Source organism: Blastococcus saxobsidens (assembly GCF_002938435.1).
Classification (GTDB): Bacteria; Actinomycetota; Actinomycetes; order Mycobacteriales; family Geodermatophilaceae; genus Blastococcus; species Blastococcus saxobsidens.
Window position 1 is genome coordinate 72945 of record NZ_POQT01000010.1, and the last position, 16178, is coordinate 89122.

Consider the following 16178-nt stretch of genomic DNA (forward strand, 5'->3'; position numbering starts at 1 on the left):
GGCCCCGGTCCAGAGGCTCGCCCCGAGCTTGCGAGGGGGGAGGGGGACCGGGGTCCTCCTACTGGCAGAATCACCCCCATGTTGCGCTGGCTGACCGCCGGTGAGTCGCACGGCCAGCAGCTCACCGCCATTCTCGAAGGCCTCCCTGCCGGGGTCGAGGTGCAGACCTCCGACCTCGACCTGCAGCTGGCGCGCCGCCGGCTCGGGCACGGCAGGGGTGCTCGCATGGCCTTCGAGCAGGACGTCGTCACGCTCACCGGCGGTGTGCGGCACGGCCGGACGCAGGGCGGGCCGATCGCCGTGCAGGTCGGCAACACCGAGTGGCCCAAGTGGCAGACGGTCATGTCCGCCGACCCGGTGGACGACGAGATCCTCGCCGGTCAGGCGCGCAACGCCCCGTTGACCCGGCCGCGCCCCGGCCACGCCGACCTCGCCGGCATGCAGAAGTACGGCTTCGACGACGCCCGGCCGGTCCTCGAGCGGGCCAGCGCCCGGGAGACCGCGGCACGGGTCGCGCTCGGCACCATCGCGCAGGCGTTCCTGCGCCAGTCACTCAACGTCACGGTGGTCAGCCACGTGGTCGGCATCGGCCCCGTCGTCGCCCCGGACGGCCTGGTGCCCGGCCCGGAGGACACCCCCCGGCTGGACGAGGACCCGGTGCGCTGCGCCGACCCGGCGACCAGCGGGCGCATGACCGCCGAGATCGACGACGCCCGGAAGAACGGCGACACGCTCGGCGGCGTCATCGAGGTCGTCGTGCACGGCCTGCCGCCGGGCCTGGGCAGCCACGTGCACTGGGACCGCCGCCTCGACGCCCGCCTGGCCGCCGCGCTCATGGGCGTGCAGTCGGTCAAGGCCGTCGAGGTCGGCGACGGGCTGGAGACGGCCCGCCGCCGCGGCTCGGTGGCCCACGACGAGATCGTCGGCGTGGACTCGACGAACGGGCAGCAGCGCATCCAGCGGCTGACGGACCGCGCCGGTGGCATCGAGGGCGGCATGACCAACGGCGAGGTGCTGCGCGTCCGGGCGGCCATGAAGCCGATCAGCACCGTGCCCCGCGCGCTGCAGACGGTCGACGTCGCCACCGGCGAGCCCGCGGTCGCCATCAACCAGCGCAGCGACGCCTGCGCGGTGCCCCGCGGCAGCGTGGTGATGGAGGCGATGGTCGCCCTGGTGCTCGCCGACGCCGTCCTGGAGAAGTTCGGTGGCGACTCGATCGTCGAGACCCGTCGCAACGTGCAGGCCTACCTCGACGCGCTGCCGTACCGGTGACCGCCCCGGCGCTCGTCCTGGTGGGTCCGCCCGCCTCCGGCAAGACCACGGTCGGCACGGCCGTCGCCGCGGCCCGGGACCTGCCCTTCCGGGACACCGACCGCGACGTCGAGGCCGAGACCGGCACGTCGATCGCCGACCTGTTCGTGCAGCAGGGTGAGCCGCACTTCCGGGCGCTGGAGGAGCGGGCCGTCGCCCGGGCGCTCGCCGAGCACCCCGGCGTGCTGGCCCTGGGCGGCGGGGCGGTGACCAGCTCGGCGGTCCGGGAGCTGCTCGTCGCCCACGGCCGGGCCGGCGGCACCGTGGTCTGGCTCGACGTCGACGTCGCCTCCGCGGCCCGGCGGGTGGGCCTGTCCCGTGACCGGCCGCTGCTCGCCGTGAACCCCCGCGCCATGCTGCGCTCGATGCTCGAACAGCGCGCCCCGCTCTACACCGAGGTGGCCACACACCGGGTGACGACGGCGGGGCGCTCACCGGAGGAGGTCGTCGCCGAGGTGCTCGGAGTACTGGTGCCGGAGGAGGCCCGATGACCCGCCGCGTCCCGGTCGCCGGGGAGCGGCCCTACGAGGTGTCCATCGGCGCCGGTGTGCAGGCGGAGCTCGCGCTGGTGCTGGCCGGCACGCCGAAGGTGGCGATCGTCCACGCCCCGCCGCTGGCCGCCGCCGCCGGTGCGGCCGTCGAGACGCTGCAGAGCGCCGGGGTCGCCGCCGAGGCGGTCGTCGTCCCGGACGGCGAGGCGGCCAAGACCGCCGAGGTGGCCGCCGGGCTCTGGGAGGAGTTCGGCCGGCTCGGCATGACCCGCTCGGACGCCGTGGTCGGCCTGGGCGGCGGAGCGGTGACCGATCTCGCCGGCTTCGTGGCCGCCACCTGGACCAGGGGGGTCCGCTTCGTGACGGTGCCCACCAGCGTGCTCGGCATGGTCGACGCGGCCCTGGGCGGCAAGACGGGCATCAACACCGGTAGCGGCAAGAACCTGGTCGGCGCGTTCCACCCGCCGGCGGCCGTGCTCGCCGACACCGACCTGCTCGCCGGGCTGCCCGAGGAGGAGTTCCGCTCCGGGATGGCCGAGGTCGTGAAGTGCGGCTTCATCGCCGACGGCGAGATCCTGCGCCTGCTGGACGCCGACCCGACCGGCCGCCGGGAGATCGAGGAGCTCATCGAGCGCGCGGTGCGGGTCAAGGCCGACGCCGTGGGGGAGGACCTGTACGACACCGGCCGGCGGGAGTTCCTCAACTACGGGCACACGCTGGGGCACGCCATCGAGCGGCTGGAGGACTTCGGCTGGCGGCACGGCGAGGCCGTCGCCGTCGGGCTGGTCTTCGCGGCGGAGCTGGCCGGGCAGGCGGGCCTGCTCGCGCCGGCCGAGGTGGCCCGCCACCGGGAGCTGGTCGCGGCGATGGGCCTGCCCACCCGGTACGCCGGCGACTGGGGGCGGCTGCAGCAGGTGATGCGGGTGGACAAGAAGGCCCGCGGCGCGTCCCTGCGGTTCGTCGTCCTCGACGGGCTGGGCCACCCCACGATCCTGACCGACCCGGACCAGGCCTGGCTCGACGCCGCCTGGGCCGCCGTCGCCGCCTGACCACCCGCCCGCCACCCCGAACGAAGGAACCGCATGACCATCCAGGTGCTCAACGGGGCCAACCTCGGCCGGCTCGGCACCCGCGAGCCGGAGATCTACGGGACGACGACCTACGAACAGCTCGTCGAGCTGGTCGAGGCGGCGGCTCGCGAGCTCGGCATCGACGTGCAGGTGCGCCAGACCGACGACGAGGGCCAGCTGCTGCGCTGGATCCACGAGGCCACCGACGCCGGCGACGCCATCGTCATCAACCCCGGTGGCTGGACGCACACCTCCGTGGTGCTGCACGACGCGCTGGCCGCGGTGGCCGCGCCCGTGGTCGAGGTGCACATCAGCAACATCCACCGGCGCGAGGAGTTCCGGCGGCACTCCTACGTCTCCCGGGCCGCGGACGGCGCCATCGTCGGGCTCGGCGTGCACGGCTACGTGCTGGCGCTGCAGTGGATGACGCTGCGCGGCGTCTCGTGAGCGCCGCCGGACGGCGCGACGTCCTCCGGGCCACCGCCGCCGAGCGCGGGTTCGACGCAGTGCTGGTCACCAACCTGCTCAACGTGCGGTACCTGACCGGCTTCACCGGCTCGAACGGTGCGCTGCTGGTGCGCACCGACGGCGGGGACCTCTTCGGCACCGACGGCCGGTACACCACCCAGGCCGGCCTCCAGGTCCCCGACGTGGAGCTCGTGGTGGACCGCGCGACGGTGGCCGCGCTCGCCCGCGAGGCGGTCCGTCGGGGCGCCGGCCGGCTCGGCTTCGAGTCCCACGAGCTCACCGTCGACGGCCTGCACGGGCTGCAGCGGGTGCTCGCCGACGCCGCCGCCGGCGGCACGGTGCCCGAGCTGGCGTCGGTGCGCCGGGCGGTCGAGGACCAGCGGGCGATCAAGGACGACGGCGAGATCGAGGCGCTGCGCCGCGCCTGCGCGGTGGCCGACCACGCGCTGGCGGAGCTGGCCGCCGAGGGCGCGCTGCGGCCCGGCCGCACGGAGCTGGAGGTCGGCCGGGAGCTCGACGCCCGGATGCTCGCCCTGGGCGCGGAGGCGCCATCGTTCGAGACGATCGTGGCGGCCGGCGCCAACTCGGCCATCCCGCACCACCGCCCCGACGGCACCGAGCTGCGGGCCGGCGACTTCCTCAAGCTGGACTTCGGCGCGACCGTCGACGGCTACCACTCCGACATGACCCGCACGCTGGTGCTGGGCCACGCGGCCGACTGGCAGCGCGAGATCTACCAGCTGGTCGCCGCCTCCCAGGCGGCCGGGCGGGCCGCCCTGGTGGCCGGTGCCGACGTCGTCGCGGTGGATGCCGCCGCCCGCGACGTGATCGTCGAGGCCGGCCACGGCGAGCACTTTCCCCACGGTCTGGGCCACGGCGTGGGCCTGGAGATCCACGAGGCGCCGGGCATCGGCCAGCTGGGCGCGGGTACTCTGGCCGCCGGCATGGCCGTCACCGTGGAGCCGGGGGTCTACCTGCCCGGCCACGGTGGTGTCCGGATCGAGGACACCCTGGTCGTCACGGACGACGCGCCCGAGTTGTTGACCCTCACGAGCAAGGAACTGCTGGTCCTCTAGATGGCTACCACCAACGACCTGAAGAACGGCATCGTCCTCAACCTGGACGGCCAGCTCTGGACCGTCACCGATTTCCAGCACGTGAAGCCCGGCAAGGGTGGCGCCTTCGTGCGCACCACGCTGAAGAACGTGCTGTCGGGCAAGGTCGTCGACAAGACGTTCAACGCCGGCACCAAGGTCGAGACGGCCAACGTGGACAAGCGGTCGATGACCTACCTGTACAAGGACGGCACCGACTTCGTCTTCATGGACGGCGACACGTTCGACCAGATCTACGTGCCGGCCACCACCGTCGGCGGCGGCGCCGACTACCTGCTGGAGAACACCGAGGTCGTCGTCGCGGTGCACGACGGCAACCCGCTCTACGTCGAGCTCCCGGTGACCATGGAGCTCGTGGTGGAGCACACCGACCCGGGCCTGCAGGGCGACCGCTCCACCGGTGGCACCAAGCCGGCCACGCTGGAGACCGGTGCGCAGATCCAGGTGCCGCTGTTCATCACCACCGGCGAGAAGCTGAAGGTCGACACCCGCGACGGCCGGTACCTCGGCCGCGTCAACTGAGCGACCGGATCCCCTCATGGCCGCACGGACCAAGGCGCGCAAGCGCGCCGTCGACGTCCTCTACGAGGCCGACGTCCGCAGCCGCGACCGCCTCGAGCTGCTGCGCGAGCGGGTCGCCGACGGCAACCCGCCGGTGCCCGACCACGCCGTCCGGCTGGTCGAGGGCGTCGAGGAGCACGGCACGCGCATCGACCAGCTGATCGAGGCGCACGCCGCCAACTGGTCGCTGGACCGGCTGCCGGACGTCGACCGCGCGATCCTGCGCATGGCCACCTACGAGCTGCTCTGGGTCGACGACGTACCCGACGCCGTCGTCATCGACGAGGCGGTGGAGCTGGCCAAGGCGCTGTCCACCGACGACTCCCCGGGGTACGTGAACGGCGTGCTGGGCGGCATCCTCGCCGCCGAGGTGCCCACGGCGTAGCCGGTCTCAGTGGATGTCGCGGCGGGCGAACAGCCAGACGCCCACGCCGACGAGCAGCCCGTCTGCGCCGGGTCCTGGTGACCTCCGCCATCTCCACAGCCGGCATGCGCGCCCCCGTGCCTGCCGGGACCGCCGCCCGGGGTGGGAGCACCTTGGCGCGAGGGCGAGCCCGGCGTCCGCCGCGCGTGTCGATACCGACGAGGGCCGGAATGCCGACGTTCCCCCGCCGGATCGGCAGGGGCCCGTCGTCGTGCGGTCGCTCAGCGCGGCGCGCGCCGCCGGTCGCCCCAGGCGGACTCGTCGACGTCCTCCTCGAGCTCGTCGTCGCCACCGGCGCTGACGATGCCCTCCATGCCGGGCGACAGGACGCCCCACTCGATCAGCCGCGAGGTGAGCTCGTCGGGGCTCATGTCGTAGATGATCGCCAGCGACTTCAGGTCCTCGGCGCGGATGGAGAGGACCTTGCCGTTGTAGTCGTGCCGCTGCGCCTGGATGGTGGAGGCGTAGCGGGCCAGCGGGCCCGCCTCGTCGGCCGGCAGCGAGCCCAGCGACTCCAGGTTCAGCACGATCTTGTTGGTCGAGGTCACCGCGGAGCTCGGCCGCGGGTCGGGCAGCAGCTCGGAGACCGGGACGCCGTAGAAGACGGCGAGCTCCGACAGGCGCTGCACGGTGACGGCGCGGTCGCCTCGTTCGTAGGACCCGACGACGACCGCCTTCCAGCGGCCGTGCGACTTGTCCTCCACGCCCTGCAGCGAGAGGCCCTGCTGGTTGCGGATGGCGCGGAGCCGGGCGCCGAGGGCCCGTGAGTAGTCGGTGCTCATCGCTGTCTGCTCACTGTCCGTCGTCTCGGATGGGTCTTCGTCGTCACGCAGCGTACTGGCCGAGCCCGGATCACAACAGGCAGCCTGCTCGGGAATCGAGTGTGAGCGCCCGGTCACGCTGAGTGTTGGGACCGGCCGCCGACGGGTGCCCGACGTGCAGCGCACGTGGGTGCAGTACCGTCGGCCCCGGTCCGACCACTCCTTTAACGACCCGTCCAGTGAGGCGGGGAAGGAGGCCTCATGGCCCGCTCGTCCGAGCCTGCCCGGAGTACGACTCCCGGCAGCACGTCCGGCACGCTGTTCTCCTCCGCCGACGTCGCCCGCGTCGTCGACCGCATGGCCCACCAGCTCATCGAGCGGGCCGCGACCATCGACCCAGGATCGGCCGACGGAGGCCTGTCCGACCTCGTGCTGGTCGGCATCCCCACCCGCGGTGCCCCGCTGGCCCGCCGGCTGGCCTCACGCATCGAGGCCTTCACCGGGACGAGCGTCGACGTCGGCACCGCCGACATCACCCTCTACCGCGACGACCTGCGCCTGCGCGGCGTCCGGGCGCTGGAGCCCACGGTGCTGCCCGACGCGGGTATCGACGGCCGGCTGGTGGTGCTGATCGACGACGTCCTCTTCTCCGGCCGATCGGTGCGTGCCGCCCTGGACGCCCTGCGCGACCTCGGCCGGCCGCGCAGCGTCCAGCTCGCCGTGCTGGTCGACCGCGGGCACCGGGAGCTGCCGATCAAGGCCGACTTCGTCGGCAAGAACGTGCCGACGTCGCGCAGCCAGCAGGTCAAGGTGCACCTCGCCGAGACCGACGGCGTCGACGAGGTGCTCGTGACGGAGGAGGTCCTGTGAAACGGCACCTGCTGGAGGCCGCCGACCTCGACCGGGACGACGCGACGCTGGTGCTCGACACCGCGGCGCAGATCGACCAGGCGCTGGCCGGCCGGGAGGTGAAGAAGCTCCCGACCCTGCGCGGGCGCACCGTGGTGAACCTCTTCTACGAGGACTCCACCCGCACCCGCATCTCCTTCGAGCTCGCGGCCAAGCGGCTGTCCGCCGACGTCATCAACTTCTCGGCGAAGGGCAGCAGCGTCTCCAAGGGCGAGAGCCTCAAGGACACCGCGCTGACGCTGGAGGCCATGGGCGCCGACGCCGTCGTCGTCCGGCACGGGGCCTCCGGGGCGCCGCACCGGCTGGCCAACTGGGTGCGCGGCAGCGTGGTCAACGCCGGCGACGGCACCCACGAGCACCCCACGCAGGCGCTGCTGGACGCCTACACGATCCGGCAGCGGCTCGGCCGCCTCGAGGGTGTCCGGGTGACGATCGTCGGCGACGTCCTGCACAGCCGGGTGGCCCGCTCCAACGTCGGTCTGCTGCACACCCTGGGCGCGGAGGTGACCCTGGTGGCCCCGCCCACGCTGCTGCCGGTGGGCGTCGGCAGCTGGCCGGCCGAGGTGGGCTACGACCTGGACGCCGTGCTGCCCAAGAGCGACGTGGTGATGATGCTGCGGGTGCAGGCCGAGCGGATGAACGCCTCGTACTTCCCCAGCGCCCGGGAGTACAGCCGCCGCTACGGGCTGGACGCCCGGCGCATGACCGCGCTGCCCGACGACGCCATCGTCATGCACCCGGGCCCGATGAACCGCGGCATGGAGATCGCCGCCGAGGTGGCCGACTCCGTCCGTTCCACGATCGTCGAGCAGGTCGCCAACGGGGTCTCCACCCGCATGGCCGTGCTCTACCTGCTGCTCGGAGGGTCTCAGCAATGACCACGTACCTGATCAGGGGGGCGCGGCCGCTGGGCAGCGACCCCGCCGACATCCTGGTGAAGGACGGCCGGATCGCCGCGATCGGCGACTCGCTGTCCGCGACCGGCGCCGAGGTGATCGAGGCCGCCGGGCTGGTCGCCCTGCCCGGCCTGGTCGACCTGCACACCCACCTGCGCGAGCCGGGCCGCGAGGACGCCGAGACGGTGGAGACCGGTAGCCGCGCCGCCGCGCTCGGCGGGTTCACCGCGGTCCACGCGATGGCCAACACCGACCCGGTCGCCGACACCGCCGGCGTCGTCGAGCAGGTCTGGCGGCTGGGCCAGGAGGCCGGGCTGGTCGACGTCGTCCCGGTGGGCGCGGTGACCGTCGGGCTGGGGGGCGGGCGGCTGGCCGAGCTCGGCGCCATGGCCGACTCCGCCGCCCGCGTGCGGGTCTTCTCCGACGACGGGCACTGCGTCAGCGACCCGGCGCTGATGCGCCGCGCGCTGGAGTACGTGAAGGCCTTCGACGGCGTCGTCGCCCAGCACGCCGAGGAGCCGCGGCTGACCGTCGGCGCCCAGATGCACGAGGGCGACCGGTCGGCGAAGCTGGGCCTGACCGGCTGGCCGGCCGCCGCGGAGGAGGCGATCATCGCCCGCGACGTGCTGCTGGCCGAGCACGTCGGTGCGCGGCTGCACGTCTGCCACGTCTCGACGGCGGGCTCGGTGGAGATCCTGCGCTGGGCGAAGTCCCGCGGCGTCCAGGTCACCGCGGAGGTCACCCCGCACCACCTGCTGCTCACCGACGAGTGCGCCGAGAGCTACGACCCGGTGTTCAAGGTCAACCCGCCGCTGCGCACCGATGCCGACGTCGAGGCGCTCCGCGCGGGGCTGGCCGACGGCACCATCGACGCCGTCGGCACCGACCACGCGCCGCACGCGGTGGAGGACAAGGAGAGCGAGTGGGCCCAGGCCCGGCCCGGCATGCTCGGGCTCGAGCAGGCCCTCTCGGTGGTCATCCAGACCATGGTGGAGCCGGGCCGCCTGGACTGGGCCGGCGTCGCCGACCGCATGTCGGTGCGCCCGGCCGTGATCGGCCGGCTCGGCGAGCACGGCCGGCCGCTTGCCCCCGGTGAGCCCGCGAACTTGGTCCTGGTCGACCCGTCGGCCCGCGCCACGGTGGACCCGGCGGCGCTGGCCAGCCGCAGCCGCAACAGCCCCTATGCCGGCCGGGAGCTCCCCGGCCGGGTGGTCGCGACGTTCCTCCGGGGCGTGCCGACCGTGCTCGACGGAAAGGCAACCAAGTGAGAGAGGCACTGCTCGTCCTCGAGGACGGGCGCACGTTCCGCGGCGAGGCCTACGGCGCCACCGGGACGACGGTCGGGGAGGCGGTGTTCGCCACCGGGATGACCGGCTACCAGGAGACGCTGACCGACCCCAGCTACGCGGGCCAGATCGTCGCGATGACCGCCCCGCACATCGGCAACACCGGGGTCAACGACGAGGACGACGAGAGCAGCCGCATGTGGGTCGCGGGCTTCGTCGTGCGCGACCCCGCCCGCCGGCCGGCGAACTGGCGTGCGACGGGCACCCTGGACGACGAGCTGGCCGCCCAGGGCGTCGTCGGCATCAGCGGCATCGACACCCGCGCGCTGACCCGGCACCTGCGCGACCGCGGCGCCATGCGGGCCGGCATCAGCACCGAGCTCTCCGCGGACGAGCTGCTGGCTCGCGTCACGGCGGCCGAGAGCATGACCGGAGCCGATCTGGCGCCGACGGTGAGCACGCAGGAGGCCTACGTCGTCCCGGCGGTGGGGGAGAAGCGGTTCACCATCGCCGCGCTGGACCTCGGCATCAAGACGGCGACGCCGCGCCACCTGGCCGCCCTCGGCGTGGAGACGCACGTGCTGCCCTCGACCGCGACGGCCGAGGAGCTGCTGGCCGCGGGCCCGGACGGGGTGTTCCTCTCCAACGGCCCGGGTGACCCGGCCGCCGCCGACTACGCCGTCGCCGCGGTGCGGGGCGTGCTCGACGCCCGGCGCCCGCTGTTCGGCATCTGCTTCGGCAACCAGATCCTCGGCCGCGCCCTCGGCCTGGGCACCTACAAGCTGCGCTTCGGCCACCGCGGCCTGAACCAGCCGGTGCTCGACCGGGTCAGCGGCACGGTCCGGGTGACCAGCCACAACCACGGCTTCGCCGTCGACGCCCCGCTGGACCGCCCGACCGACACCCCCTACGGGCAGGTGGAGGTCAGCCACGTCGGTCTCAACGACGACGTCGTGGAGGGCCTGCGCTGCCTGGAGGTGCCCGCGTTCAGCGTGCAGTTCCACCCGGAGTCCGCGGCCGGTCCGCACGACGCCGCGCCACTGTTCCAGCGCTTCGTCGACCTGATGGAGGAGGCCCGGTCGCACCAGGTGCACGCCGGCGGGCCCGCCCCGGTCGTCGAGCACACCACCGGGGAGAACACCTGATGCCCAAGCGCACCGACCTGAAGCACGTCCTCGTCATCGGCTCCGGGCCGATCCTCATCGGGCAGGCCGCGGAGTTCGACTACTCCGGCACGCAGGCCTGCCGGGTGCTGCGCGCCGAGGGCCTGCGGGTCAGCCTGGTCAACAGCAACCCGGCGACGATCATGACCGACCCGGAGATCGCCGACGCGACCTACATCGAGCCGCTGACGCCGGAGTTCGTCGAGAAGGTCATCGCCAAGGAGCGCCCCGACGCGCTGCTGGCGACCCTCGGCGGGCAGACCGCGCTCAACATCGCCATCGGCCTGTACGAGAACGGCGTGCTGGAGAAGTACGGCGTCCAGCTCATCGGCGCTGACGTCGACGCGATCAACCGCGGCGAGGACCGGCAGAAGTTCAAGGACATCGTCCGGTCCATCGGCGCCGACGCCCCGCGCTCCCGGGTGTGCGGCACCGTCGAGGAGGCGATCGAGACCGCCGGGGAGGTCGGCTACCCGGTCGTCATCCGCCCCAGCTTCACCATGGGCGGTCTCGGCTCGGGCTTCGCCACCGACGAGGCGATGCTGCGCCGCATGGCCTCCCACGGCCTGGCCGACTCCCCGGTGCACACCGTGCTCATCGAGGAGTCGGTGCTCGGCTGGAAGGAGTACGAGCTCGAGCTGATGCGCGACCGCAGCGACAACGTCGTCGTCATCTGCTCGATCGAGAACATCGACGCGATGGGCGTGCACACCGGTGACTCGGTGACCGTCGCCCCGGCCATGACCCTCACCGACGTCGAGTACCAGCGGATGCGCGACGTCGGCATCGCTGTGCTGCGCGAGGTGGGCGTCGACACCGGCGGCTGCAACATCCAGTTCGCGGTCAACCCCGCCGACGGGCGCCTCGTCGTCATCGAGATGAACCCGCGCGTCTCCCGGTCCTCGGCCCTGGCGTCGAAGGCAACCGGCTTCCCGATCGCGAAGATCGCCGCAAAGCTGGCCATCGGCTACACCCTCGACGAGATCACCAACGACATCACCGGCGTCACCCCGGCGTCCTTCGAGCCGTCGCTGGACTACGTCGTCGTGAAGATCCCGCGGTTCGCGTTCGAGAAGTTCCCCGGCGCCGACCCGCGGCTGACCACGACGATGAAGAGCGTCGGCGAGGTCATGTCGATGGGTCGCAACTTCACCGAGGCCCTCGGCAAGGCGATGCGCTCCACCGAGACGAAGGCGGCAGGCTTCTGGACCGGCGCTCCGGACAACCGGTCGGCCGAGGAGCTGCTGGAGGCGCTGCGCACGCCCGTCGACGGCCGGCTCTACACGGCCGAGGCCGCGCTGGCCGCCGGTGCCACGGTGGAGGAGGTAGCGGCTGCCAGTGGGTTCGATCCATGGTTCGTCGACCAGATCGCCCTGGTCCGCGAGGTGGGCGAGGCCGTCCGCGAGGCGCCGTCGCTGACCGAGCCGCTGCTGCGGCGGGCCAAGCGGCACGGCCTGTCCGACCGCCAGATCGCCGCGCTGCGGCCGGAGCTGGCCGGCGAGGACGGCGTCCGCGCGCTGCGCCGCCGGATGGGCGTACGGCCGGTCTACAAGACCGTCGACACCTGCGCCGCGGAGTTCGCCGCCCGAACGCCGTACCACTACTCCTCCTACGACGAGGAGACCGAGGTCCGGCCCCGCGAGAAGCCCGCGGTGCTCATCCTGGGCTCGGGGCCGAACCGGATCGGGCAGGGCATCGAGTTCGACTACTCCTGCGTGCACGCCGTCATGGCGCTGCAGGACGCCGGCTACGAGGCGGTGATGGTCAACTGCAACCCCGAGACCGTCTCCACCGACTACGACACCGCCGACCGGCTCTACTTCGAGCCGCTCACCTTCGAGGACGTCCTCGAGGTCGTCGAGGCCGAGCGCGCGGCCGGCCCGGTGGCCGGGGTCATCTGCACCCTGGGTGGCCAGACCCCGCTGGGCCTGGCCCAGCGGCTGAAGGACGCCGGCGTCCCGGTGCTGGGCACCTCGCCGGAGGCCATCGACGACGCCGAGCACCGCGGGGCGTTCTCCCGGGTGCTGGCCGACACCGGGCTGCTGGCTCCCAAGCACGGCACGGCCACCACCTACGCCGAGGCCCACGAGATCGCCTCGGGCATCGGCTACCCGGTGCTGGTCCGCCCGTCCTACGTGCTCGGTGGCCGCGGCATGGAGATCGTCTACGACGACGCCACGCTCGAGGCCTACATCGCCAAGGCGACCGACGTCAGCACCGCCCACCCGGTGCTGGTCGACCGGTTCCTGGAGGACGCCGTCGAGATCGACGTCGACGCGCTCTACGACGGCACCGACCTCTACCTGGGCGGCGTCATGGAGCACATCGAGGAGGCCGGCATCCACTCCGGCGACTCCGCGTGCGCCCTCCCGCCGATCACCCTGGGGTCGGCGGACCTGCTGAAGATCCGCGCGGCGACGGAGAAGCTCGCCGCCCGCATCGGCGTCCGCGGCCTGATCAACGTCCAGTACGCGATCAAGGACGACATCCTCTACGTCATCGAGGCGAACCCGCGGGCCAGCCGCACGGTGCCGTTCGTGTCCAAGGCGACGGCGGTGCAGCTGGCCAAGGCCGCCGCCCGGATCGCCGTCGGCGAGACGATCGCGCAGCTGCGCATCCTCGGGGTGCTGCCGGCGAGCGGGGACGGCACCGACCTGCCCGAGGACGCGCCGATCGCCGTCAAGGAGGCGGTCCTGCCGTTCCACCGTTTCCGGACGGTCGAGGGCCACGGCGTGGACACGGTGCTGTCGCCGGAGATGAAGTCGACCGGCGAGGTCATGGGCCTCGACGCCGAGTTCGGCACCGCGTTCGCCAAGTCGCAGGCCGCCGCCTACGGCGCGCTGCCCACCGAGGGCACGGTGTTCGTCTCGCTGGCCAACCGGGACAAGCGCTCGGCGGTCTTCCCGGTCAAGCGGCTGGCCGACCTCGGGTTCCGGGTGCTGGCCACCGCCGGCACCGCGCAGGTGCTGCGCCGCCACGGCGTGACCTGCGAGGTCGTCGGCAAGTTCAGCGAGGGCCCGGGCAACGTCGTCGAGGCGATCCTGGCCGGCGACGTCGACATCGTCGTCAACACGCCGTTCGGCTCGCCCGGCAACAGCGGTCCGCGGCTGGACGGCTACGAGATCCGCACTGCCGCGGTGAGCTCCGGCATCCCGTGCATCACCACGGTGCAGGGGCTGTCCGCCGCCGTCCAGGGGATCGAGGCGCTGCGGCGCGGGGACGTCGGCGTGCGCAGCCTGCAGGAGGTGCACGCGGCGCTGGCCGGGGGCACGCGCGGCGGGCCGAGCGCCTTCGCGGGAACGCAGGCGTGACCCCGCCGCCGGGACAGGACGTCGTCCGGCGGATCGCGGGGCAGCTGGCCGTGCGGGGGGCGCTCGCGGACCTGCCGGCGGCGTTCCTCGCCGGCGTCACGCGGTTCGCCCGACCCCCGCAGACGGAGCTGGACGCCCTGGCGGCGGACGCCGGGGCCCTGGCGCGGCGGCTGGCCGACGGGGAGGCGGGGGAGCACGACCTCCCCCTGCTGACCCGCGTGCTGTTCTTCGCCGGGCACGCCGAGCTCCTGGCCGCGCACGGCGTCCCGACGCCGGCCTACGACGTCCTGGGGTCCTTCGGTGCGAACCTGGCCCGCCCGGTGGGGCCCCGGCTGCCGGAGCGGCCCACCGCCGGGGCGCGGCGCTGGCCGCTGCTGGGCCGCACGGTGGGCTTCCCGCTCGGGGTGCCCGCCTGCGTGCTCAACGGCAGCGAGGCGTGGGTGCGGCACAACGTGGCCAACGGCTACAGCGTGCTCACCTACAAGACGGTCCGCGGCCGGGCGCACCCGGCCAACGAGCAGCCGAACTGGACGTTCGCCCCGCGGCAGACCGCCAGCCTCCCGCCGGGCGCCGCCGCCGAGGTGGTCTCCGACCCCTGGGACTGGGTCGGCCCCGGCTCGCCGACGGTCAGCAGCGTCAACTCCTTCGGCGTCCCGTCGCCGGAGCCGGAGGAGTGGATGGCCGACCTGGAGCGGTCGCTGGCCGCGGTCTCCGACGACGTGCTGCTCCTGGTCAGCGTCATGGGCGAGGGCAACGGCACCGACCTGGTCGAGGACTTCGCCGGGACCGCGCGGATGGCGCAGGAGGCCGGTGCGCCGGTGGTCGAGCTGAACCTGTCGTGCCCGAACACGCTGTCGGCCTCCGGGAGCGGCGTGAAGCCCCCGCTGTGCCTGGACCCCGACGCGACCGTGGCGGTGGTCGAGGCCGTCCGTCGGGCGCTGGACGACCGCACCGGGCTGGTCGCGAAGCTGTCCTGGCTCGACGAGGGGCAGCTCGCGGCGCTGGTGCCGCGGCTGGCCCCGCTGGTGGACGGCATCGCCGGGATCAACACGCTGCAGAGCCGGGTGCGCCGCAGCGACGGCGTGCCCACCTTCCCCGGCCGCGAGCTGGCCGGGCTGTCGGGGATCGCCGTCCGCGACCCCGCGCTGGACTTCACCCGCCGGCTGGTCGGCCTGCGCGAGGCCGGCGGCGTGCACTTCGACGTCCTGGCGATGGGCGGGGTCACCGACCCGGCGTCGTTCGAGGCGCTGTTCGCCCTCGGCGCCGACGCCGTGCAGTCCGCCTCCGGCGCCTTCTCCGACCCCTTCCTCGCCCAGCGGTGCATCACCGCACTGGGGGAGACCCTGCCCCGAGCCGTGGAGGTCTCGTGATCGTCCCCTTCGGGCAGCGCCTGTCGGCCGCCGTCGCCGAGCGCGGCCCGCTGTGCGTCGGCATCGACCCGCACGAGCAGCTGCTCCTCGACTGGGGGGTGGGCGACTCGCTGGACGGGCTGCGCCGGTTCACCGACGCCGTCGTCGAGGCGCTGGCCGGATCGGTGGCCCTGCTGAAGCCGCAGATCGCCTTCTACGAGCGCTTCGGCTCCGGGGGCCTCGCGGTCCTGGAGGACGGCGTCGCACGGGCCCGCGCGGCCGGCGCGCTGGTGCTGCTGGACGCCAAGCGCGGGGACATCGGCTCCACCATGGCGGCCTACGCCGACTACCTGCGTCCCGACCACCCGCTGGCGGTGGACGCGATGACGGTGAGCCCCTACCTGGGGCCGGAGTCGCTGGCGCCGGCGGTCAGCACCGCGAAGCACCACGGCGGCGGCCTGTTCGTGCTCGCCCGCACCTCGAACCCGGACGCGGGCACCCTCCAGCACGCGACCGTGGGGGAGCGCTCGGTCGCCCAGGTCGTCGTCGACACCGTGGCGGGCTGGAACGGCCCCGGGGACCCCCTCGGCTCCTTCGGCGTCGTCGTCGGCGCCACCCTGCCCGAGCTGGACCTGGACCTGGACGGTCTCCGCGGGCCGGTCCTCGCCCCCGGCCTGGGCGCGCAGGGTGGCACGGTGGCCGACCTGCGCCGGCTGTTCGGCACCGGGCGCGCCGTCGTCCCGACGGTGTCCCGGGCCGTGCTGGGCGCCGGTCCCGACCCGGCGGCGCTGCGGGCCGCCGCGGAGCGGTGGGCCGGGGAGCTGGCCACCTGACGGCGGCGCCCGACCACGGCCTTCCGGCTCCGCCCTCCGGCGTGTCGGATCCACGGCGTGTCGACGCCGTGGCACCGACCTGGGACGGGCCGACGCGTTGCGGAACGAGTCCGGTCGGTCTTCGCCAGTGACCTGCTGTCATTACGCTGCGTAACCGGCCGCGTGGCCAGGGTGCGGGCTCGTCGCCGCGCGACAGTCGCACCGTCCCTGCGCGGTGGCGCGTGACCTGC

At 73.7% G+C, this 16178-nt stretch carries 15 protein-coding genes; 14 read left to right on the forward strand and 1 reads right to left on the reverse strand.

The genetic code is table 11. From position 1 onward, the window contains the following. Positions 1–78: 78 nt before the first annotated feature. From aroC to nusB, 7 genes are read left to right on the forward strand one after another with little or no spacing between them, the layout of a single operon-like run. Positions 79–1272: a chorismate synthase gene (gene aroC / locus C5507_RS08645; protein ID WP_104528126.1), complete on the forward strand. Its 1194-nt coding sequence runs from the start codon at positions 79–81 to the stop codon at positions 1270–1272. Then, the gene (locus C5507_RS08650; RefSeq protein ID WP_104528127.1) at positions 1269–1802 is read left to right on the forward strand and encodes a shikimate kinase; all 534 of its coding nucleotides are present in this window, start codon (positions 1269–1271) and stop codon (positions 1800–1802) included. The genes aroC and C5507_RS08650 overlap by 4 nt, the downstream gene beginning before the upstream one ends. Beyond that, positions 1799–2851 (forward strand): 3-dehydroquinate synthase, encoded by a 1053-nt coding sequence (aroB, locus tag C5507_RS08655; protein ID WP_104528128.1) that lies wholly within the window; start codon positions 1799–1801, stop codon positions 2849–2851. The genes C5507_RS08650 and aroB overlap by 4 nt, the downstream gene beginning before the upstream one ends. Positions 2852–2884: 33 nt before the next feature. Beyond that, complete coding sequence (gene aroQ, locus C5507_RS08660) at positions 2885–3319, forward strand: type II 3-dehydroquinate dehydratase (RefSeq protein WP_104528129.1); 435 nt, start codon at positions 2885–2887, stop codon at positions 3317–3319. Beyond that, a complete protein-coding gene (locus tag C5507_RS08665; protein ID WP_104528130.1) occupies positions 3316–4416 on the forward strand; it encodes a M24 family metallopeptidase in 1101 nt (366 codons plus the stop codon). The genes aroQ and C5507_RS08665 overlap by 4 nt, the downstream gene beginning before the upstream one ends. Continuing rightward, positions 4417–4977, forward strand: a complete 561-nt coding sequence (efp, locus tag C5507_RS08670) for an elongation factor P (protein WP_104528131.1) — start codon at positions 4417–4419, stop codon at positions 4975–4977. Between the two features lie 16 nt (positions 4978–4993). Then, a complete protein-coding gene (gene nusB, locus C5507_RS08675) occupies positions 4994–5401 on the forward strand; it encodes a transcription antitermination factor NusB (protein WP_104528132.1) in 408 nt (135 codons plus the stop codon). A 260-nt stretch (positions 5402–5661) separates the two neighbouring features. On the opposite strand, the gene bldD is transcribed toward nusB, so the two are convergent. After that, a complete protein-coding gene (gene bldD, locus C5507_RS08680; protein ID WP_104528133.1) occupies positions 5662–6222 on the reverse strand; it encodes a transcriptional regulator BldD in 561 nt (186 codons plus the stop codon). Positions 6223–6462: 240 nt separating this feature from the next. Here bldD and pyrR point away from each other — a divergent pair, with 240 nt between their 5' ends. From pyrR to pyrF, 7 genes are read left to right on the forward strand one after another with little or no spacing between them, the layout of a single operon-like run. Beyond that, positions 6463–7071 carry a bifunctional pyr operon transcriptional regulator/uracil phosphoribosyltransferase PyrR gene (gene pyrR, locus C5507_RS08685; RefSeq protein ID WP_104528134.1) on the forward strand — a complete coding sequence of 203 codons (609 nt, stop codon included), beginning with the start codon at positions 6463–6465 and terminating at the stop codon, positions 7069–7071. Continuing rightward, a complete protein-coding gene (locus tag C5507_RS08690) occupies positions 7068–7988 on the forward strand; it encodes an aspartate carbamoyltransferase catalytic subunit (RefSeq protein ID WP_104528135.1) in 921 nt (306 codons plus the stop codon). Before pyrR ends, C5507_RS08690 begins: the two co-directional genes overlap by 4 nt. Then, a complete protein-coding gene (locus C5507_RS08695) occupies positions 7985–9274 on the forward strand; it encodes a dihydroorotase (protein ID WP_104528136.1) in 1290 nt (429 codons plus the stop codon). The genes C5507_RS08690 and C5507_RS08695 overlap by 4 nt, the downstream gene beginning before the upstream one ends. Beyond that, positions 9271–10437, forward strand: a complete 1167-nt coding sequence (carA, locus tag C5507_RS08700) for a glutamine-hydrolyzing carbamoyl-phosphate synthase small subunit (protein WP_104528137.1) — start codon at positions 9271–9273, stop codon at positions 10435–10437. The genes C5507_RS08695 and carA overlap by 4 nt, the downstream gene beginning before the upstream one ends. Continuing rightward, on the forward strand, positions 10437–13766 hold the full coding sequence (gene carB, locus C5507_RS08705; protein ID WP_104528138.1) for a carbamoyl-phosphate synthase large subunit: 3330 nt from the start codon (positions 10437–10439) through the stop codon (positions 13764–13766). Before carA ends, carB begins: the two co-directional genes overlap by 1 nt. Then, positions 13763–15136, forward strand: a complete 1374-nt coding sequence (locus C5507_RS08710) for a beta/alpha barrel domain-containing protein (protein WP_242610998.1) — start codon at positions 13763–13765, stop codon at positions 15134–15136. The genes carB and C5507_RS08710 overlap by 4 nt, the downstream gene beginning before the upstream one ends. Then, positions 15133–15948, forward strand: a complete 816-nt coding sequence (gene pyrF / locus C5507_RS08715; protein WP_104528139.1) for an orotidine-5'-phosphate decarboxylase — start codon at positions 15133–15135, stop codon at positions 15946–15948. The genes C5507_RS08710 and pyrF overlap by 4 nt, the downstream gene beginning before the upstream one ends. Positions 15949–16178 lie beyond the last annotated feature (230 nt).